This is a genomic window from Pseudoxanthomonas suwonensis J47 (genome assembly GCF_000513955.1).
GTDB lineage: Bacteria > Pseudomonadota > Gammaproteobacteria > Xanthomonadales > Xanthomonadaceae > Pseudoxanthomonas > Pseudoxanthomonas suwonensis_C.
The window spans coordinates 168,552-189,091 of the sequence record NZ_KI911328.1 but is presented as its reverse complement, the minus strand read 5'-3'; the positions used below and the strand labels follow the sequence as shown (position 1 = coordinate 189,091).

Here is a 20,540-nt window from a genome sequence, read left to right as displayed (position 1 = left end):
GGCGGCGGCGCGGAAAGTGCGGCGGAAGCCGGCAGGCTGCGCCCCCGGCTTCCACGCCTGCGGCGGATCGCTTCAAATGGCCGCATGGATCCGGAGGGGCGGCGATGAATCGGGGCGGCAAGGGCGACGGTGGACGGCGCGGACGCCTGCGCCGCGCGCTGCCGTGGCTGCGCTGGGGCACGGTGGCCGTGCTGCTGGCGGCGCTGGTGCTCGACCTGGCCTTCCCGCCGCCGCTGCCGCGCGCTTCCGGCAGCGCCACCGTGGTCACCGCCGCCGACGGCACGCCACTGCGCGCCTTCGCCGATGCCGAAGGCGTGTGGCGCTACCCGGCCACGCCGGAATCGGTATCGCCGCTGTACCTGCAGGCCCTGCTGGGCTACGAGGACCGCTGGTTCCGCCACCACCCGGGCGTGAACCCGGCGGCGCTGGCGCGCGCGGCCTGGCAGTGGCTGCGCAGCGGCGGCATCGTCTCCGGCGGTTCGACCCTGACCATGCAGGTGGCGCGCATCCTCGACGGAGGCGACACCCGCAGCGCCGGCGGCAAGCTGCGGCAGATGGCGCGCGCGCTGCAGCTGGAGGCGCGGCTGTCCAAGGAGCAGATCCTGCAGCTGTACCTGGAACGCGCGCCGTTCGGCGGCACCATCGAAGGCGTGGAGGCGGCCAGCTGGGCCTACCTGGGCAAGCCGGCCTCGCGGCTGTCGCATGCGGAAGCCGCGCTGCTGGCGGTGCTGCCGCAGGCCCCGAGCCGGCTGCGTCCCGACCGCCACCCTGGAGCCGCACGTGCCGCGCGCGACAAGGTGCTGGAGCGGATGCGCATGCTGGGCACGTGGGGCGCGCAGGAGGTGGAGGACGCGCGGATCGAGCCGGTGGTCGCCCGTTCCCTGCGCGTGCCGGTGCATGCGGCGCTGCTGGCGCAGCGCCTGCGCCAGGAGCAACCGGGCGCGCGCCATATCGCCACCACCATCGACGCCGACCTGCAGCGGGCGCTGGAGGAGCGCGTGGCCGGCTACTTCGCCGCGCTGCCGCCGCGTACCTCGGCGGCGCTGCTGGTGGTCGACAACCGCGACATGCAGGCGCGCGCCTATGTCGGCTCGGTAGAGTTCGGTGACCGCGAACGGCAGGGCCACGTCGACATGGTCCGCGCCTGGCGCTCGCCCGGCTCGACGCTCAAGCCGTTCCTCTACGGCATGGCCCTGGACGATGGCCTGATCCATTCTGAAAGCCTGCTGGTCGACGCGCCGCAGGATTTCGACGGCTACCGCCCGGGAAACTTCGGCGAGGCCTTCAACGGCCCGGTCGGCGCCGCCACCGCGCTGCGCCTGTCGCTCAACGTGCCGGCGGTGGACCTGCTGGACCGGATCGGGCCGGCGCGGTTCACCGCGCGGCTGGACCATGCCGGGTTGGCGCTGCGTTTTCCGCGCGGCGCCAGGCCGAACCTGGCGCTGATCCTGGGCGGCACCGGCGTGCGCCTGGAGGACCTGGTCGGCGCCTTCGCCGCGTTCCAGCGCGGCGGCCTGGCCGCGCAGGTGCGCTACACGCCCCGGCAGCCGCTGGTCGAACGGCGGCTGCTGTCGCCGGGCGCGGCGTGGATCGTCCACGAGATCCTGCAGTCCAGCCCGCGCCCGGGGCTGCCGCAGCTGGCCTTCGACACCGCCACGCGGCCACGGGTGGCGTGGAAGACCGGCACCAGTTACGGCTTCCGCGATGCCTGGGCGGTGGGTGGCACGCGCCGCTACACCGTCGGTGTCTGGGTCGGGCGTCCCGACGGCACGCCGCTGCCGGGCCAGTACGGCGCGATCACCGCGCTGCCGCTGCTGCTGGAAACCATCGACAGCCTGCCGCGCGAACGTGGCGACACCGACCCGCTGCCGCGGCCGGCGACGGTCGATGCGGTGGACGCGTGCTGGCCGCTGGGCCTGGCCGCCGCGGACACGCCGCCGGGGCTGTGCGCACGACGCCTGCGCGCCTGGCGCCTCGACGGGTCGATGCCGCCGACCCTGGCCGAACGCGGCGCGCGGTTGTGGAGCGCGGGAATCGAGCGCTTCGTGGTCGACGCGGACACCGGCCAGCGGTTGTCGGCCGAATGCGCGCGTCCGCACGCGTCGCGGCCGGCCGTGATCGCGCGCTGGCCGGCGCTGCTGTCGCCGTGGCTGTCGGCGGCCGAACGCCGCGCCTCACGGCTGCCGCCGCTGGCGCCGGACTGCGCGCCGGACGGGCGCGATGCGCTGGCCGCGCTGCGCATCGAGGGCATCGCCGACGGCGCGACCCTGCTGCCGCCACCGGGAAGCGGGCGCGGCCTGCGCGTGCGGGTGCGCGCGCTGGGCGCCAACGGCCCGGTGCAGTGGCTGCTGGACGGCCGCCCGCTGGCGCATGGCGACGGCGTGGCCGGTTTCGAGCACGACTACGCCGGTGCCGGCCGCGGCGAGCACGTGCTCACCGCGCTGGCTGGCAGCGGCGCCTGGGCGCAGGTGCGCTTCCGCGTCGCCGGCGTGGATGACGGCGGCAGCGGGGTGCTCGAACGCGCGGGTGCCGGCCGCTGAGGGCTCTGCGCGCGCCGGGGTGCGGCGCCGCTATCCTGTAGCCCCTTTCATTTGCCGGTGACCGCGATGACTGCCTATCCCGTGATCGCCACCGACCTGGCCGCCGCGATCGGCCACACCCCGCTGCTGCGCCTGCGCCAGGCCTCGGAGCAGACCGGCTGCGAAATCCTCGCCAAGCTGGAATCGGCCAATCCCGGCGGCTCGATCAAGGACCGCACCGCGCTGGGCCTGCTGCTGGACGCCGAACGGCGCGGCGCGCTGCGCCCGGGCGGCACGATCGTCGAGGGCACCGCCGGCAACACCGGCATCGGCCTGGCGCTGATCGGCGCCAGCCGCGGCTACCGCACCATCATCACCATGCCGCAGACGCAGAGCCGCGAGAAGATCGACGCGCTGCGCGTCACCGGCGCCGAGGTGCGGCTGGTGCCGGCCGTGCCGTACGCCAATCCCGACCACTACGCGCACCAGGCGCGGCGCCTGGCCGAGGCGATGAACGCCGCCGACCCGGGCAGCGCGTGGTTCGCCGACCAGTTCGACAACACCGCCAACCGCGATTTCCACGAGGCCACCACCGGCGTCGAAATCTGGGAGCAGACCGGTGGCCGCGTCGACGGTTTCGTCTGTGCGACCGGGACCGGCGGCACGCTGGCCGGCGTCGGACGCGCGCTGAAGCTGCTCAAGCCCATGGTGACCATCGCCCTGGCCGATCCGGCCGGCTCGGCGCTGGCCAGCTACATCAACACCGGCGAGCTGAAGGCCGAGGGCGGCTCGATCAGCGAGGGCATCGGTTCCAGCCGGGTGACCGCGAATTTCGCGGGCGCGCCCGTCGACCTGGCCTGGTCGATCCCCGACACCGAATCGGTGCCGTGGGTGCACGCGCTGATGCACGACGAGGGCATCAACGCCGGCGGTTCCAGCGGGGTGAACGTGGCCGGCGCGGTGCGCCTGGCCCGCGCGCTGGGGCCGGGCCACACCATCGTCACCGTGATCGCCGACGCCGGCACGCGCTACCAGGCCAAGCTGTTCAATCCCGGATTCCTGCGCGACAAGGGCCTGCCGGTACCGGAATGGCTGGAGCGCGCGTTTCCCGGCTGAGCCAGCTCAGCCCAGGTGCTCGAGCACGTAGTCGGCCGAGGACACCTTGAACTCGCCCGGCGCCTCGACGAACAGCTGCCGGACCACGCCGTCCTCGGCGTACAGGGCGAAGCGGCGCGCGCGGATGCCCATGCCGTAGCCGCTGGCATCCATCTCCAGGCCCAGGGCGCGGGTCAGGTCGGCATTGCCGTCGGAGACCAGCTGCAGGCCTTCCGGCGCCTGCAGGGTGCGGCCCCAGGCCTGCATCACGAACGGGTCGTTGACCGCCATGCACACCACGTCGATGCCGCGGCTGCGGAAATCCTCGAAGCGGTTGATGAAGCCGGGCAGGTGCTTCTCCGAGCAGGTCGGGGTGAACGCGCCGGGCACGGCGAACAGCAGCACCTTGCGGCCCTGGAAGAGGGTCGGGGTGTCGACGCTTTCCACGCCGTCGCGGATGCGCTTGAGCACGACTTCGGGGATGGGGTCGCCGATCTGGATGGTCATGTTGCGGACTCCGGGGAAGGGGCGCGGCGGGACGCCGAGGCTGAACGGAGTCTAGCCGCAGCCGCGTGTCCGCGGGGTGTGCGGCGCTTGAATCGTGGGCGACGGCACCCATTTTCCTGGCATCGCCGCGGAACACCGCCGCGGCCAGAACGACTGGAAACAAAGGAGGATTGCATGGCTATCGTCCGTTACAACAGCTTCCCCGGCCGCAGCCTGCAGGAAGAGTTCCGGCAGGTGTTCGAGCGCCTCATCGGCGACGCCGGTACCGATCCGTCCGACGTGGTGACCAGCCAGTGGGCGCCGCGCGTGGACATCCGCGAGGAGGCCGAACGCTTCGTCATCTTCGCCGACATCCCGGGCGTGGACCCGAAGGACATCGAGGTGCAGATGGACCAGGGGATCCTCAGCATCAAGGGCGAGCGCGCCGCCGAGAGCACCAGCGAAGGCGAGGGCTGGTCGCGCCGCGAGCGTTCCTGGGGCGCGTTCCACCGCCGCTTCGCGCTGCCGGAAAGCGCCGATCCGGACGGCATCACCGCCACCGGCCGCAACGGCGTGCTGCGCATCGACATCCCCAAACGCCCGCAGGCGACGCCGCGCCGCATCCAGGTGCAGTAACGCCGCGCCGCACACCGTCCGGGGGACGCCGATCGCCCGCCAGGCAGGCGATCGGCGGGACGCTCACCCCGGCAGGCATAGAATGGGCCCGTGGCGTCCGCGTCACGGGCCTTTCGTGTTTCCAGGCCCGCGCAGCCTCGGCGTGCGCGGCATCGCAGGGTGAATGATGGAATTCAAGGATTACTACGCGATCCTCGGCGTCGAGCCGAGTGCCGGCGAGGCCGAGATCAAGTCGGCCTACCGCCGGCTGGCCCGCAAGTACCACCCCGACGTGAGCAAGGAGCCGGACGCCGAGGAGCGCTTCAAGGCGGTCGGCGAGGCCTACGAGGCGCTGCGCGACCCGCAGAAGCGCGCCGCCTACGACCAGCTGCGCGCGCGCGGCTACCGGCCCGGGCAGGAGTTCCACCCGCCGCCGGGCGGCTTCGACGGCGGCGGCTTCGACTTCGACGAGATCTTCGGCGACATGGGCGGCCGCGGCGCTGGCGGCGGCTTCAGCGACTTCTTCGAGAGCCTGTTCGCGCGCCAGCGCGGCGCCGGCCCGCAGCCGCGCGGCGACAGCCGCGCGCGCCTGTCGGTGCCGCTGGAGGCGGTCTACCGCGGCGACAGCGTGCGTATCACCCTCGACGGGCGCCAGCTGGACGTGAAGGTACCCAGGGGCATCCGCGCCGGCCAGGCGATCCGGCTGGCCGGGCAGGGCGCCGGCGGCGGCAACCTGCTGCTGGAGATCGAGTACAAGGCCCACCCGCAGTTCGAGGTGGACGGGCGCAACATCCTCTACACCCTGCCGCTGCCGGCCTGGCAGGCGGCGCTGGGGACCACGGTCAGCGTGCCGACCCTCGGCGGGCCGGTGGAGCTGAAGATCCCGGCCGGTTCGGACGCCGGGCGCAAGCTGCGCCTGCGCGGCCGCGGCCTGCCCGGCGATCCCCCGGGCGACCAGATCGTGGAACTGGAAGTGCAGGCGCCGGCGCCGGCCAGCGAGGCGCAGCACCAGGCCTATCGCGACCTGGCGCGCGCGTTCGGCGATTGAGGACGGCTCAGGCCTCGGAAGCGGCCGGGGCCTCGCCACCACCGCCGAGCAGGCGGTCGATGACGTCGAGCAGGTCGGCCTCGGCGAACGGCTTGGTCAGGTAGGCGCGCGCGCCCTGGCGCATGCCCCACATCCGGTCGGTGTCCTGGTCCTTGGTGGTCACCAGGACCACCGGGATGTCGCGCGTGCTGGCCTCGCGGCTGAGCTGGCGGGTGGCCTGGAACCCGTTGAGGTTCGGCATCACCACGTCCATCAGGATCAGGTCGGGCAACTCGGCCTTGGCCAGTTCCACGCCGGCGGCGCCGTCCTCGGCGGTCAGGGTCTCATGACCCAGCTTCTCCACGATGCGCTGGATCCCCATCAGCTGGGAGGGCGAATCGTCCACGATCAGGATACGTGCCATGTGCGTCCCCGGTGTTTTTTCCCCGCGCCGGAGTGTAGACGCTGGATGCGGCCGCAGGAAGCCTCCCCTCGGACGGGGGGCGGTCCGGGCGGAACTGCGGGCGATGGCGGGGGCTGAGCGGCACGCCGGCGGCCGGGCCTGGCCAAGTTCGCCCGCGGCAGCGCAGCACGCGCGGGATGGCTGTGGGACGGCCGCCCGCGTTGGGGCAGCCGCGTCGGGTCAGGGCAGGCGGACCACGGTGCGGCCCAGCGAGCCGCCGGCGAGCATGGTGTCGAACACGCCCGGCAGCTCCTCCAGCGTGGCTTCGCGGGTGCAGATCGCGTCCAGCATCGCCGGCTTCCATTCGTTCGCCAGCAGCGCCCAGATGTCGTCGCGGATGTCGCGGGCGGTGCCGGCCGAGCCGATGCCCAGCAGCGACACGCCGCGCAGGATGAAGGGCATCACCGTCAGCGCGTCCAGCCCCGGGGTCGCGGCGAGGCCGGCCGAGGCGACGTTGCCGTAGGGCGCGGTCTGCGCCAGCAGGCTGACCAGCATCGGTCCGCCGACGTTGTCCAAGCCGCCGCCGAAGCGCACCGATTCCAGCGGCCGGTTCGCGGCCAGCGCATCGCGGCCGAGCACTTCCTTCGCGCCGAGCGACTCGAGGTATCCGGCCTGGTCGGCCTTGCCGCTGATCGCGTGCACTTCGTAGCCGGCCTTGCTGAAGATGGCCACGGCCATCGAGCCGACGCCGCCGGTCGCACCGGTCACCGCCAGCGGGCCGAATTCGGGACGCTGGCGGTTCTCGCGCATGCGGTACAGGGCCAGCGCGGCGGTGAAGCCGGCGGTGCCCAGCACCATCGATTCGCGCAGCGACAGGCCGCGGGGCAGGGCGATCACCCACTCGGCGGGCAGGCGCGCATAGGCGGCGTAGCCGCCGTCGCGGGTCTCGCTGAGGCCGCAACCGGTGACCAGCACCGGGTCGCCTTCGCGGAACCCGGGAGCGGTGGACGCGACCACGTGGCCGGCCACGTCGATGCCGCCGACCAGCGGGAAGCGGCGCAGGATCCTGCCCTTGCCGGTGCCGGCCAGCGCGTCCTTGTAGTTCACCGAGGACCACTCGGCCTTGACCACGACTTCGCCGGGAGACAGCTGGTCCAGCGACAGCGTCTCGATGCCGGAACGGTAGCCGGCGTCGTCGTTGTGGATGCGGAAGGCGGGGAAGCTGTCGATGGTGGCCATGGTCGTGCGGTGCGACTGCGGATGCTTCGACTTTATCCGCCGCCTGCGCACGACGCCAGCGCGTGCGCAAGTCTCCTCGCCGCACGGGGCTGCGAATAGAATCACGCCATGGAAATGCAAGTGCGCTCCGGCGGAGCAAAGGCCAACGCGGGATACGCGGCCACGGCCGGGGAATGGAAAGGTTTCATCGACGGGGTCGACCCGAAGGTCCGCCAGGCGGCGGCACGCATGGTCGAGGAAGCGGCGACGCATTGCGTGGAAGTGTTCTACGCCGCGCTGCTGGCGCATCCGGATTCCAGGGGACTGATCTCCAACGAGATGGTCGACAGCCGGCTGCGGCATTCGCTGCGCGGCTGGTTGCTGGACCTGTTCGCGGCCGAAGGGCCGGACATGGAGCAGCTGGTCGCCAACCAGATCCGCGTCGGCCGGGTGCATGCGCGGATCCGGGTGCCGGTGCACGCGGTACTGCACGGGGCGCGCCTGCTCAAGCGCGAACTGGCGCTCCGCGCCGACGGCGACGGGGACGTGCATGGCGCGCCGGCGGGGGCGATCCGGCAGTACTGCTATGTCATGATCGACCTGGCGGTGGAGGTGCTGAGCCACTCCTTCGGCGACGACATGCAGGAGGCGGCCGAGAACGACGGCATCTACCAGGCCATGACCATTTCCCAGGACATGGCGCTGGAGCGCGAGACGCAGCGGGCGGCGCTGCTGGAGTGGGGCCAGCGCCTGCTGTTCGACATCTGCCGCGGGCTGCAGCCGTCCTGCGGGCGGCTGGCCGATTCGACCTTCGGGCTGTGGCTGCGCCACAAGGGCAGCCTGCTGTTCGGCGGGCTCGGCGAGATGGGCAAGGTCAACGCGCTGATCGACCGCGTCGACGGCGTCCTGCTCCCTTCGCTGCAACCCGGCGGGGCGGCGGCCGGCAACGTGCTGCACGAGCTCAACAGCGCGCTGGGCGACATCGGTTACCTGGTCGACGGGATGTTCGGGATCCTGGAGAGCATGGAGGGCGGGCGCGATCCGCTGACGCGCACGCTCAACCGCCGCTTCCTGTCGACGATCGTCGGCCGCGAGATCGGCGCGGCGGCGCGCACGGGCGCGCCGTTCAGCGTGCTCATGGTCGACGTGGACCATTTCAAGTCGGTCAACGACAACGGCGGGCATGCGGCCGGCGACGCGGTCCTGCGCCACGTGGCGGATGTGCTGCTGCAGTGCACGCGCAGCAGCGATTTCGTGTTCCGCTACGGCGGCGAGGAGTTCGCGGTGGCGCTGGTGGAGACGCCGCTGGCCAAGGCGATGGAAGTGGCCGAGCGGATCCGGTTGCGGATCGCGGAGACGCCGTTCGCGCTGGGGCGCGGCATCGGCGACCTGCGGCTCACGGTGTCGATCGGCGTGGCCCAGTTCGAGGGGCATCCGGACTACGCGGTGCTGCTGGAAGCGGCCGACCAGGCGCTGTACCGGGCCAAGCGCAACGGCCGCAACCGCTGCGAGGTGGCGACGCCGCACGGGCGGTGATCGCGGGGGGGCGCCGGGAAGGAACGAGGGCGCTGGCGACGTGTGGCGCGTCGCCACGCGCCAGCGTCCTTGCCGCCATGCGCCGTTACTTCATGACGCTTCGGCGCTTCTCGTCGATCCGCGCCGGGAAAGCGCCAGGGCGCTGGCGACGTCTGGCGCGTCGCCACGCGCCAGCGTCCTAGCCGCCATGCGGCGTTCATTTCATGACGCTGCGGCGCTTCTCGTCGATCCACTTGCTCGCCTGCGCCGGCTGATACTCCCGCATCCACGCCAGCATCTCGTCGATGTCGCTGCCGTACCAGAGGTCGGCGCGCTGGTCGGGGTGCAGGAAGCGTTCCTCGACCATGCGGTCGATCATGCCGATCAGCGGGGCGTAGAAGCCTTCGATGTCGAAGAAGGCGCAGGGCTTGTTGCCGATGCCCAGCTGGCGCCAGGTCAGCATCTCGAAGATCTCTTCCATGGTGCCGAAGCCGCCGGGCAGCGCGACGAAGGCATCGGAGAGCTCGAACATGCGCATCTTGCGCTCGTGCATCGAGCCGACGATCTGCAGCTCGGTCAGGCCCTGGTGCGCCACTTCCCAGTCGGCCAGCTGCTTGGGAATGACGCCGGTGACCTCGCCGCCAGCGGCCAGCACCGCGTTGGCGACCGTGCCCATCAGGCCGACGTTGCCGCCGCCATAGACCAGGCGCAGGCCGTCCCTGGCGAGCCGGTCGCCCAGGGCGATGGCGCGTTCGGCATAGGCCGGCTTGCTGCCGGCGTTGGAACCGCAATAGACGCAGACGGATTTCATGGAGGGGAACCTTGCAACAGGGGACGGGAAACGGAGGGCGGCGGGTCAGTCCTGGCGATGTCGGCGGCGCATCCATACCAGCGCCGCCAGCACGAGGAAAGCCACGCCCACGCCGCTGAAGGCCGGCCTGCCGCCGCTGAGCGCGCCGGCGATGAACAGCACGCCCGCGGCCGCATACAGCACGGCGGTGGCGGCGGGTGGCAGGCCTTTGGACGACATGCTTGGCTCCGGTTCTTGAAACGACGAAGGCTCCGCCGGGGCGGAGCCTTCGTGCGGGGCCGACCGGGATCAGTTGGCCTTGTGGATCGCTCGCTTGTCCACGGCCATGGCCGCGTCGTGCACGGCCTCGGACAGGGACGGGTGGGCGTGGCAGATCCGCGCCAGGTCCTCGGCCGAGCCGCTGAACTCCATGGTCAGCACGCCCTCGTGGACCAGCTCGGACACGTTCGGGCCGATCAGGTGCATGCCCAGCACGCGGTCGGTCTCGGCGTGGGCGATGACCTTCACGAAGCCCACGGCCTCGGCCATCGCAACGGCGCGGCCGACGGCGGCGAACGGGAAGGTGCCAGCCTTGTACGGGACGCCCTCGGTCTTGAGCTGCTGCTCGGTCTTGCCGACCCAGGCGATCTCCGGACCGGTGTAGATCACGTAGGGGATGGTGTCGAAGTTGACGTGGCCCGGCAGGCCGGCGATCAGCTCGGCCACGGCGATGCCTTCCTCGAAGCCCTTGTGCGCCAGCATCGGGCCGCGCACGCAGTCGCCGATCGCCCAGACACCGTCGACGCTGGTGTGGCAGTGCTCGTCGACCACGATCTGGCCGCGCTCGTTGACCTGCACGCCGGTGCCTTCGGCCAGCAGGCCCTTCGTCGCGGCGCGGCGGCCCACGGCCACCAGCAGCCTGTCGACGACCAAGGTCTGCTCGCCCTTGTCGTCGGCAAAGGTGATGGTGACTTCCTTCTTCTTGCCCTTGCCGCCGACCTCGGCCTTGGAGACCTTGGCGCCCAGCTTGATGTCCAGGCCCTGCTTCTTGAACTCGCGCGCGGCCAGCTTGGAAACCTCGGCATCGGCGGCCGGCAGGAACTCCGGCATCGCCTCGAGGATGGTCACCTCGGCGCCGAGGCGGCGCCACACGCTGCCCAGCTCCAGGCCGATCACGCCGGCGCCGATCACGGCCAGGCGCTTCGGAACCTCGGTGAAGTCCAGCGCGCCGACGTTGTCGACGATGTACTCGCCGTCGAACTTCGCGAACGGCAGTTCGATCGAGTCCGAACCGGCGGCGATGATGACGTTGGTGCCCTTGAGCTCGACCTCGGAACCGTCGTGCTGCCTGACCTTGACCACGTTGCCCGGCTGCAGCTCGCCGAAGCCGTAGTACGCGGCGACCTTGTTGGCCTTGAACAGCATGGCGATGCCGCCGGTGAACTGCTTGACGATGCCGTCCTTGCGCTCGATCATCTTCGGCACGTCGATCGCAGCATCCTTGAAGCTGATGCCGTGCTGGTCGAACTTGTGCAGCATGTTCTCGTACTGGTGCGTCGAGTCCAGCAGCGCCTTGGACGGGATGCAGCCCACGCGCAGGCAGGTGCCGCCCAGGGCCGGCTTGCCGTCCTTGCCCAGCGCGGCGTCGATGCAGGCGGTCTTCAGGCCCAGCTGCGCGGCGCGGATCGCGGCGTGGTAGCCGGCCGGGCCGGCACCGATGACGACGACGTCGAATTGTTCAGCCATTTCAGTTCCTTTGCCTTTCCCTTCCCCGGCTCGGGGAAGGTGCCTTGGGGCGGATGAGGTAGGGCACCGGATCCGGCGCGGGGCGCCGACCCTCTCCCCAACCCCTCTCCCGGTGGGAGAGGGGCTCGAAGTGCTTACAGATCGAACAGGATGCGGTTCGGGTTCTCGAGCTGGTTCTTGATGTCGACCAGGAACAGCACCGCGTCCTTGCCGTCGATGATGCGGTGGTCGTAGGACAGCGCGATGTACATCATCGGCGCGACCACGACCTGGCCGTTCTCGGCGACCGGGCGCTCCTTGATGGCGTGCATGCCCAGGATGGCGCTCTGCGGCGGGTTGACGATCGGGGTCGACATCAGCGAACCGAAGGTGCCGCCGTTGGTGATGGTGAAGGTGCCGCCCTGCAGGTCGTCCAGGCCCAGCTTGCCGTCGCGCGCCTTCTTGGCGTACTCGGCGATGCCCTTCTCGATGTCGGCGAAGCCCATCCGCTCGACGTTGCGCAGGACCGGGGTCACCAGGCCCTTGTCGGTGGACACGGCGATCGAGATGTCCGCGTAGCCGTGGTAGATGATGTCGTCGCCGTCGACCGAGGCGTTGATGATCGGATGGCGCTGCAGGGCGTTGGCCGCGGCCTTCACGAAGAAGCTCATGAAGCCCAGCTTGATGCCGTGGGTCTTCTGGAAGTCTTCCTGCAGTTCCTTGCGCGCCGCACTCACCTTGGCCAGGTTGACCTCGTTGAACGAGGTCAGCATGGCGATGGAGTCCTTCGACTGCATCAGGCGCTCGGCGATGCGCTTGCGGATGCGGGTCATCGGCACGCGCTCTTCCGGACGCGCGCCGCCGGCCTTGCCGGCGCCGCCGCTGCGGGCGTAGTTGACGATGTCTTCCTTGGTCACCGCGCCGCGGCGGCCGCTGCCCTCGACCTGCGACGGGTCGACGCCCTCGCGGCTCGCGGTGGCGCGGGCGCCCGGGGGCAGGTCGGTGCCGGCGGCCGGGGCCGGGGCGGCCTTGGCCGGAGCCGGGGCGGCGGCGGCAGCCGGGGCCGGGGCGGCGGCGACCGCGCCTTCCTCGATGATCGCCAGGACCTGCTGGCTGGTCACGGTGTCGCCTTCGGCGAACTTGATCTCCTTCAGCACGCCGTCGACCGGCGACGGGACCTCGAGGACGACCTTGTCGGTCTCCAGGTCCACCAGGTTCTCGTCGCGCTTGACCGCGTCACCGGCCTTCTTGTGCCAGCTGGCGATGGTCGCGTCGGAGACGGATTCGGGAAGGACCGGAACTTTGACTTCGGTGGCCATGGGGCGTCCTTGTTTCTTGAATTCTTGGGGCGAAGAGGGTGGTGGCGTTTATTCGCCGATCTGGTTGCCGGGCGGGTTCACCAGCGCGTCGGCGACCAGCTGCTGCTGTTCCTTGACGTGGTCGGCGAAGTGGCCGGTCGCCGGCGACGGCGAGCGGCTGCGGCCGGCGTAGCTCAGGGCCTGGCCCTTTGCCAGGCAGGCCTGCAGGTGGTGCTTGATCTGGTACCAGGCACCCTGGTTCTGCGGCTCTTCCTGGCACCACACGACCTCGGCGGCCTTGCCGTACTTCTTCAACTCGGCGGCCAGCAGCTCGCGCGGGAACGGATACAGCTGCTCGATGCGGATGATGGCCACGTCGTCCTGGCCGCGCTTCTGCTGGTCCTCGAGCAGGTCGTAGTAGACCTTGCCCGAGCACAGCACCACGCGCTTGACCTTCTTCGCGTCGGCCGAGGCGTCCGGGATCAGGTGCTGGAACTCGCCGTTGGCCAGCTCGTCCAGGGTGGACACGGCCAGCTTGTGGCGCAGCAGCGACTTGGGCGACATGACGATGAGCGGCTTGCGCGTGCTCATCTTCATCTGCCGGCGCAGCATGTGGAAGCACTGGGCCGGGGTGGTCGGCACGCAGACCAGCATGTTCTCCAGCGCGCACAGCTGCAGGAAGCGCTCCAGGCGGGCGGAGCTGTGCTCCGGGCCCTGGCCTTCGTAGCCGTGCGGCAGCAGCAGGGTCAGGCCGGAGATGCGGCCCCACTTGGCCTCGCCGGCGGCGATGAACTGGTCGATCACGACCTGCGCGCCGTTGGCGAAGTCGCCGAACTGGGCTTCCCAGATGTCCAGGGTGTTCGGGTCGGTGGTGGAGAAGCCGTACTCGAACGCCATCACCGCCTCCTCGCTCAGCAGCGAGTCGATGATGGTGGCCTGTTCCGGGGTCTCGACCAGCTGGCGCAGCGGCAGGTAGTAGCTGTCGGTCTTCTGGTCGTGCAGCACCGCGTGGCGGTGGAAGAACGTGCCGCGGCCGGAGTCCTGGCCGACCAGGCGCAGGCCATGGCCCTCGGACAGCAGGGTGGCATAGGCCAGGTTCTCGGCGAAGCCCCAGTCGCCCGGGATCTCGCCGGCGGTCATCTTCATCCGGTCCTCGTAGATCTTGGCCACGCGCGGATGCAGCGTGACGCCCTGCGGGATGGTGTTGATGATCTTCGCCAGCTGGGTCAGCGTGGCCTTCTTGACGCGGGTATCGACCGCATCGGAGAGCTTGCCCGACAGGTACTTCGACCAGTCGATGGTCAGCTCGTAGTCCTCCGGCTTGGAGGGCGCCAGCTCGGTGGTGACCTCGCCGGCGTCGAGCTTGTTGCGGTACTCGTCGACCAGCGCCTTGCCGGCATCGGCGGGCACCACGCCGGCCTTCTCCAGCTGCGAGGCGTACAGCTCGCGGGTGGTCGGGTGCTTGCGGATGGTCTGGTACATCACCGGCTGGGTCGCCGCCGGCTCGTCGGCCTCGTTGTGGCCGTGGCGGCGGTAGCAGACCAGGTCGATGACCACGTCCTTCTTGAAGGTCTGGCGGAACTCGTAGGCCAGCTTGGCCACGAACACCACCGCTTCCGGGTCGTCGCCGTTCACGTGGAACACCGGGGCGCCGACCATCTTGGCCACGTCGGTGCAGTACAGCGTGGAGCGGGCGTCTTCCTTGTTGCTGGTGGTGAAGCCGACCTGGTTGTTGATCACCACGTGCACGGTACCGCCGACGGCGAAGCCGCGCGCCTGCGACATCTGGAACAGCTCCATCACCACGCCCTGGCCGGCGAACGCGGCGTCGCCGTGGATCAGCACCGGCAGGACCTGCTTGCGCTCGTTGTCGCCGCGGCGTTCCTGGCGCGAACGCGCCGAGCCGGCGACCACCGGGTCGACGATCTCCAGGTGCGAGGGGTTGAAGGCCAGGGCCAGGTGCACCGGGGCGCCGGGGGTGGCGATGTCGGCGGAGAAGCCCATGTGGTACTTCACGTCGCCGGCGTGGGCCAGGGCGTCGTGCTCGAACTTGCCCTCGAACTCGTCGAACAGCTTGCGCGGGTTCTTGCCGAGGGTGTTGACCAGGACGTTGAGGCGGCCGCGGTGGGCCATGCCGATGACGATGTCCTTGACCTTGTCGACGCCGGACTGCCGGATCACGGTATCCAGCAGCGGGATCAGCGACTCGCCGCCTTCCAGCGAGAAGCGCTTCTGGCCGACGTACTTGGTGTGCAGGTAGCGCTCGAGGCCTTCGGCGGCGGTGAGCCGCTCGAGGATGCGCTTGCGGGTCTCGGTGCTGAGGTTGTAGTCGCCGCCGGCCAGCTCGAGGCGCTGGTACAGCCACTGGCGCTGCTCGACCTCGGGGATGTGCATGAACTCGGCGCCGATGGAGCCGGTATAGGTCGCCTTGAGGCGCGCGTACAGGTCGCGCAGCTTCATCCGCGGCTGGCCGGCCAGGCCGCCGGTGCTGAACTCGCTGTCCAGGTCGCGCTCGGACAGGCTGTGGAACTCCAGGCCCAGGTCCGGCGGGTTCATCGGCGGGGTCAGGCCCAGCGGATCGAGCCTGGCACCGAGGTGGCCGCGCGAACGGTAGGCGGTGATCAGGCGGCCGACGTTGCGCTCGCGCTCGTCGCCGGCGCCCGTCGCGGCGCTGGCGTAGCCGTTGTTGGCGGCGTGGCGCGCGGCCTCGGCGACGTGGGCGATGACCGCCGAATGCGGGACGTCCCCCGCTTCACGGCCCTTGAAGCCGTCGAAGTAGGTCTTCCATTTCGGATCGACACTGTCGGGAGAGACGAGGTACTGCTCGTAGAGGTCCTCGATATAGGCGGCATTGCTGCCGAGCTGCGAAGACTGCGCAAACTGCTTGAGTAGGTTGTCCACGATGGTGTCGCGTCTGGAGGGGGGATGGGCCCAGGGCCCGGGCCCGTCGAGCGGGCGGAAAGCCGCAAAAGTATAACCCCCATTCACGCTCGCAGGACCTAGCCGAAGGGCGAAGCCCGGCCTTGCCGGGCCCCGTGTTTGGGGTCGGGTCACACTCTGCCGGGACGCACTGTCGCCTGCCTGTCATCGCGGTGGTGCCGCGAAGGAACCGCCCCGGCTCAGGTCAGGGCGCGGTACTCCACGCAGGGCCGCGAGCGCTCCCACACCGCGGCGAATTCCAGGCGCAGGCGACGCGCGGTGGCCGCGTCCTCGACGCCGCCTTCACCTTCGAAGCGGTGCCCCAGCGGGCGGAACAGCGCCGCGCCGGTGTCGTTGAACGCATACGCCGACGGATAGCTGGTGTCGACCGGGTCGCGCGGCTGGCGGAAGGCGAACACGCTGGGCAGGCGCTGGGCCAGGCCCAGCAGCGGCGCGCTGTTGCGCTGCGGGGTGCCCGGATCCTGCAGCAGGACCTGCACCTGGCACGGACCGGGGCGTACCGCGAACGCGCGCAGGGCGGCCACCACGTCCGCCCGGTCGAGCAGGCCCGGGTCCAGGGCGCGGCTGTAGATCCCGACCAGGCGCCGGGCCGAATGGGCCACGCCGAGCAGGACCGCGGCGGCGCTTTCGACGTCGTCCATCGCGCCGGCCCCGGGCAGGCGCCGGACCATGTGGCGGTGGAGGATGCCGGCCTCGGTGAAGACCGGGCCGGACGGGACGAACCCGCCGCGGGCGTAGAACGCCAGGGCGTGGACCTGAGCGTGCAGGCTGACCTCCGGCCACTGCCGGCGCCGCGCCTCCTCGACCAGCGCGGCCAGCAGGGCCTCGCCGATGCCCCGGCCGCGGGCCTCCTCCAGCACCGCCATGCGCCCGATTCGCCGCTCCGGGGTCAGCCGCCCGGTGCCCAGCAGGCGCCCGGAGGCGTCGCTGGCCACCACGTGGAAGCTGAGCGGATCCAGTGCATCGCGCTCCAGCTCCGCCGGCACGCCCTGGCCGCGCACGAAGACCTCCTCGCGCAGCGCATGCAGGCGCGCGTGGTCGTGCGCGTAGTCGGCGGCAGCGATCGTCCAGGTGCGGCTCACGCGTCCTCGTCGCATTCGTCCGGATCCTCGCCCAGCAGCGCGTAGAAGCCGGCCTGGTGCAGCTCGAACACCGCGTCGCGGCCGGCGGCCGAGAGCGAGTCCCAGGCGGCGCCGTCGAGCACCGGCGAATCGGCCAGCAGGCGCGCGTCGGCGACCGGCAGGTGCAGGGTGCGGCCGCTGCAGAACAGGCTGGCGTGGCGCGAACCATGGTTGCGGCGCCAGGCCATGCGCGCCCACGGGTGGCGTTCCAGCGCGCCGCCGTGGGCCAGGTCCCATTCCAGCTCGATGCGCGGGCGCTCGTCGCCGCGCGGGACCACGTCGCCGGCGGCGCGGTAGGTGGTGATGAAGCGGCCGAACCAGTCGCCGAGGCGGTCCGGGTCGTTCATGCGGATCGCGTTGAGCGCGTCGACCACGCGGTTCATCGCCGCCACGTCGATCTCGTTCGGATCTGCCGGCACGGCCAGGTCCTCGTCGTGGTAGCGGATCGCCTCGTCGGCGTCCTGCAGCACCTCGTCCAGCCAGTCGCCCATCAGCTCGGCCGACGACGGCGCGCGCATGCCCACCGAGAAGGTCAGGCACGGATCCTCGGCCACGCCGTGGTGCGGCACCAGCGGCGGCAGGTAGAGCATGTCGCCCGGGCCAAGCACCCAGTCATGGGTCGGGTCGAAGTGCTTCAGCAGCTTGATCGCCACGTCCTCCTGGAAGGCCAGGTCGGGGGCGGGGCGGCCCATCGCCACGCTGGCGTCGATCATCCAGCGGCGGTGGCCATGGGCCTGCAGCAGGAACACGTCGTAGTGGTCCACGTGCGCGCCGACCGAGCCGCCGGTGGCGGCGAAGCTGACCATGATGTCGTCGATGCGCCAGCGCGGCAGGAAGCGGAACTGCTCCAGCAGCGCGGCCACGTCCGGGTCCCAGCGGTCCACGTCCTGGACCAGCAGGGTCCAGTCGTGGTCGGGCATGCCCGGGAAGTCCTCTTCCTGGAACGGGCCGTGGCGCACGTCCCAGCGGCCGCTGGCGCGGTCCAGGCTGATCAGGCGGGCCAGCGCGCCTTCCTCGCACGCCAGGCCGGCCAGGTCCTCGGGCATCAGCGGGGCCTGGAAGCCGGGGAAGGCGTTGCGCACCAGCAGCGGGCGCTTGTGCCAGTAGTCGCGCAGGAACTGCGCCGGGTCCATGCCCAGCGGGCCGCGTCCGGCGGCATCGATCTCGAACGGCAGGGCGGTCGGGGCGCGCTTAGCGGCGGCCTTGCCGGCGGTTTTCTTCGGGGTGGGGCGCTTGGGAGTCATGCGGTGATCTCGTCGTAGCCGCGGCCGAGGAACTGGAGCAGGCACCAGCCATGCCCGAACGGGTCGGCCAGCTGCACGATGCGGCCCCAGGCGGCCTCGCGCACGTCGCCTTCGGCGCGGGCGCCGGCAGCGAGGGCACGGGCCAGGGCCGCGTCCAGGTCATCGACCACGACGTCCAGGTGGAGCGGGGTCCAGTGGCGGTGGTAGTCGCGCCGCGCTTCGCCGGCGCCGGTCGGGCCGGCGGGTTTGCGCAGCAGGTAGATCGGGGCCTGCGCGCCGAGCATCTCCACCGCGCCGTCGCCGAAGCGGCGCGCGGCGGACAGGCCGAAGGCGTCGCGGTAGAAGGCTGCGGCGCGGGGCAGGTCGTCGACGTCGATGTTGATCAGCAGGTGCATGTCGCGTCGACTTCCGGTGCGCTCAGCGGGCGGCGCCCGCGTGCGTCGGGACCGGCGCCTGGCCGGCATGGACGGGGCGGGAGGCCTGGCCGGCGGTCGCGGCCGGCCGGCCGCCGCGGCCCGCGGCGAGCGGACGTTGCGGCGCGGGCAGGATATCGCGGGGCACGGGGATCGCCTTGCGCAAGGTCAAGCCGGGGCCATTCCCGCCGCCTGGCCTCAGATCGCCCGGGCCAGGCGCTCGGCCAGGCCGGTGTAGCCGGCCGGGGTCAGCGCGGCGAGGCGGGCGCGGGCGTCTTCCGGCAGGTCCAGCGAGGCGATGAAGGCGCGCATCGACTCGGCGGTGATGCCCTGGCCGCGGGTCAGGGCCTTGAGCTGCTCGTACGGGTTCGGCAGGCCGTGGCGGCGCATCACCGTCTGCACGGCCTCGGCCAGTACTTCCCAGGCCGCGTCGAGGTCGGCGTCCAGGCGCTCCGGGTTCACCATCAGCTTGCCCAGGCCCTTGGCCAGCGAATCCAGGCCGACCTGGGTGTGGCCGAAGGCGGTGCCCAGGGCGCGCAGCACGGTGGAGTCGGTGAGGTCGCGCTGCCAGCGGCTGATCGGCAGCTTGGCCGAGAAGTGCTCGAACAGGGCGTTGGCGATGCCGAAGTTGCCTTCGGCGTTCTCGAAGTCGATCGGGTTGACCTTGTGCGGCATGGTCGAGGAGCCGATCTCGCCTTCCTTGAGCCTCTGCCTGAAGTAGCCCAGCGAGATGTAGCCCCAGATGTCGCGGGCCAGGTCGACCAGCACGGTGTTGGCGCGGCGCACCGCGTCGCCCAGCTCGGCGACGTTGTCGTGCGGCTCGATCTGGGTGGTGTAGGGGTTGAACGGCAGGCCCAGCGATTCGACGAAACGCTGCGCGAACGCCGGCCAGTCCACGTCGGGGTAGCTGATCGTGTGCGCGTTGTAATTGCCGACCGCGCCGTTGATCTTGCCGGTCAGCTCGACCGCGGCGATCTGCCGGCGCTGGCGCTCCAGGCGGGCGACGACGTTGGCGATCTCCTTGCCCAGGGTGGTGGGCGAGGCGGTCTGGCCGTGGGTGCGCGACAGCATCGGCTGGGCGGCCTGCTCGTGGGCGAGGTTGCGCAGGGTGGCGGTCACGCCGTCCAGCGCCGGCAACAGCACCTCGTCGCGGGCCTGGCGCAGCATCAGCGCGTAGGACAGGTTGTTGATGTCCTCGCTGGTGCAGGCGAAGTGCACGAACTCCAGCGCCGGGCCGAGCTCGGCGTCGTCGCGCAGCTGTTCCTTGATGAAGTACTCGACCGCCTTGACGTCGTGGTTGGTGGTGCGCTCGATCTCCTTGACCCGGGCGGCGTTGGCCACGGAGAAGCCGTCGGCCAGGGCGCGCAGGCGGGCCTGGGCAGCGGCGGAGAAGGGCGCCAGTTCGGCGATGCCCGGTTCGGCGGCCAGCGCCAGCAGCCACTCCACCTCGACCTTCACGCGGGCGCGGATCAGGCCGTATTCGGAAAAGATCGGGCGCAGCGCGTCGACCTTGGAGGCGTAACGGCCGTCGAGCGGGGACAGGGCAAGCAGGGCGGAGTCCGACATGGGCAGGCTGGCGGGGGAACGGAGCCGCATAGTTTAAGCCGTGGGGGCGTGGCGTGCCGGGGAGGGGCGACGCCGCGCCTCCAGCCCGGATCTGCTGCGTTCTGGCGGAAGCCTGGCACAGTCGGTGGACGTCCCCCGGCCATCGGTGCGCGATCTCCACCTTTATCGTGCACCTGGGGGACTTGTTGTCGCATCCATGGCTCGTCGGGCTTCCCGTGGCAGTGGCGCGGGCTTCGGACGGGGCCGCCGCCCCAAGGGGGTATGGCGCATCGCGCGGTTCCGCCATCCATGGCTCCAACGCGCGGGCGCAGGCCATCCAGGGCCTGCTTGCGCCGCGCCGGGAATGAAACGAGGGCGCCGGACGTCGCCAGCGCCCCTGTTCATTCCCGGCGCCCCCCGTGCTGCCGCGGCTCCGTCCGAAGCCGGCCACGTCAATGCTTTCAACAGCAGGCACTGGCAATGCGGTCAGTCAGCTGGCGCGTGGCGACGCGCCAGACGTCGCCAGCGCCCTTGTTCATTCCCGGCGCCCCCCGCGCTGCCGCGTTTCCGTCCGAAGCCGGCACGC

General features: G+C 71.2%; 17 protein-coding genes. 5 read left to right on the top strand and 12 right to left on the bottom strand.

What is annotated here, in order from left to right; all coding sequences use genetic code 11:
• Positions 1-104: 104 nt before the first annotated feature.
• Together pbpC and M503_RS0112225 are read left to right on the top strand one after the other, a co-directional pair.
• Positions 105-2,540: a penicillin-binding protein 1C gene (gene pbpC, locus M503_RS0112230; protein WP_028918909.1), complete on the top strand. Its 2,436-nt coding sequence runs from the start codon at positions 105-107 to the stop codon at positions 2,538-2,540.
• A gap of 66 nt (positions 2,541-2,606) precedes the next feature.
• On the top strand, positions 2,607-3,635 hold the full coding sequence (locus tag M503_RS0112225) for a cysteine synthase A (protein ID WP_028918908.1): 1,029 nt from the start codon (positions 2,607-2,609) through the stop codon (positions 3,633-3,635).
• Positions 3,636-3,641: 6 nt separating this feature from the next.
• Here M503_RS0112225 and M503_RS0112220 read toward each other — a convergent pair whose 3' ends face one another.
• Positions 3,642-4,121 carry a peroxiredoxin gene (locus M503_RS0112220; protein ID WP_028918907.1) on the bottom strand — a complete coding sequence of 160 codons (480 nt, stop codon included), beginning with the start codon at positions 4,119-4,121 and terminating at the stop codon, positions 3,642-3,644.
• Between the two features lie 174 nt (positions 4,122-4,295).
• Between M503_RS0112220 and M503_RS0112215 the strand changes: the two genes are divergently transcribed.
• Complete coding sequence (locus tag M503_RS0112215) at positions 4,296-4,736, top strand: Hsp20/alpha crystallin family protein (protein WP_024869075.1); 441 nt, start codon at positions 4,296-4,298, stop codon at positions 4,734-4,736.
• 166 nt (positions 4,737-4,902) lie between these two features.
• Positions 4,903-5,763 (top strand): DnaJ C-terminal domain-containing protein, encoded by an 861-nt coding sequence (locus tag M503_RS0112210; protein ID WP_028918906.1) that lies wholly within the window; start codon positions 4,903-4,905, stop codon positions 5,761-5,763.
• 7 nt (positions 5,764-5,770) lie between these two features.
• Here the strand turns inward: M503_RS0112210 and pilH are convergent, their stop codons facing one another.
• Positions 5,771-6,166 carry a twitching motility response regulator PilH gene (gene pilH / locus M503_RS0112205; RefSeq protein ID WP_024869073.1) on the bottom strand — a complete coding sequence of 132 codons (396 nt, stop codon included), beginning with the start codon at positions 6,164-6,166 and terminating at the stop codon, positions 5,771-5,773.
• Between the two features lie 219 nt (positions 6,167-6,385).
• Positions 6,386-7,384, bottom strand: a complete 999-nt coding sequence (locus M503_RS0112200; RefSeq protein WP_028918905.1) for a YhdH/YhfP family quinone oxidoreductase — start codon at positions 7,382-7,384, stop codon at positions 6,386-6,388.
• Between the two features lie 108 nt (positions 7,385-7,492).
• Between M503_RS0112200 and M503_RS16450 the strand changes: the two genes are divergently transcribed.
• The gene (locus tag M503_RS16450; protein WP_037061345.1) at positions 7,493-8,899 is read left to right on the top strand and encodes a GGDEF domain-containing protein; all 1,407 of its coding nucleotides are present in this window, start codon (positions 7,493-7,495) and stop codon (positions 8,897-8,899) included.
• A 196-nt stretch (positions 8,900-9,095) separates the two neighbouring features.
• Here M503_RS16450 and M503_RS0112190 read toward each other — a convergent pair whose 3' ends face one another.
• The 9 genes from M503_RS0112190 to purB form a co-directional block, all read right to left on the bottom strand.
• On the bottom strand, positions 9,096-9,689 hold the full coding sequence (locus M503_RS0112190; protein ID WP_028918904.1) for a TIGR00730 family Rossman fold protein: 594 nt from the start codon (positions 9,687-9,689) through the stop codon (positions 9,096-9,098).
• A 45-nt stretch (positions 9,690-9,734) separates the two neighbouring features.
• Positions 9,735-9,908 (bottom strand): hypothetical protein, encoded by a 174-nt coding sequence (locus tag M503_RS0112185; RefSeq protein WP_028918903.1) that lies wholly within the window; start codon positions 9,906-9,908, stop codon positions 9,735-9,737.
• Positions 9,909-9,977: 69 nt separating this feature from the next.
• Complete coding sequence (gene lpdA / locus M503_RS0112180; RefSeq protein WP_028918902.1) at positions 9,978-11,414, bottom strand: dihydrolipoyl dehydrogenase; 1,437 nt, start codon at positions 11,412-11,414, stop codon at positions 9,978-9,980.
• 134 nt (positions 11,415-11,548) lie between these two features.
• Positions 11,549-12,712 (bottom strand): dihydrolipoyllysine-residue succinyltransferase, encoded by a 1,164-nt coding sequence (gene sucB, locus M503_RS0112175; RefSeq protein WP_028918901.1) that lies wholly within the window; start codon positions 12,710-12,712, stop codon positions 11,549-11,551.
• Positions 12,713-12,760: 48 nt separating this feature from the next.
• On the bottom strand, positions 12,761-15,592 hold the full coding sequence (locus M503_RS0112170; protein WP_028918900.1) for a 2-oxoglutarate dehydrogenase E1 component: 2,832 nt from the start codon (positions 15,590-15,592) through the stop codon (positions 12,761-12,763).
• A 218-nt stretch (positions 15,593-15,810) separates the two neighbouring features.
• Complete coding sequence (locus M503_RS0112165) at positions 15,811-16,713, bottom strand: GNAT family N-acetyltransferase (protein WP_028918899.1); 903 nt, start codon at positions 16,711-16,713, stop codon at positions 15,811-15,813.
• Entirely contained in the window at positions 16,710-17,996 is a 1,287-nt protein-coding gene (locus M503_RS0112160; RefSeq protein ID WP_081721038.1) for a cupin domain-containing protein, read from the bottom strand. The genes M503_RS0112165 and M503_RS0112160 overlap by 4 nt, the downstream gene beginning before the upstream one ends.
• A complete protein-coding gene (locus M503_RS0112155) occupies positions 17,993-18,391 on the bottom strand; it encodes a VOC family protein (protein ID WP_028918897.1) in 399 nt (132 codons plus the stop codon). Before M503_RS0112155 ends, M503_RS0112160 begins: the two co-directional genes overlap by 4 nt.
• Before the next feature lie 216 nt (positions 18,392-18,607).
• Positions 18,608-19,975: an adenylosuccinate lyase gene (purB, locus tag M503_RS0112145; RefSeq protein WP_028918896.1), complete on the bottom strand. Its 1,368-nt coding sequence runs from the start codon at positions 19,973-19,975 to the stop codon at positions 18,608-18,610.
• Between the last annotated feature and the right edge of the window lie 565 nt (positions 19,976-20,540).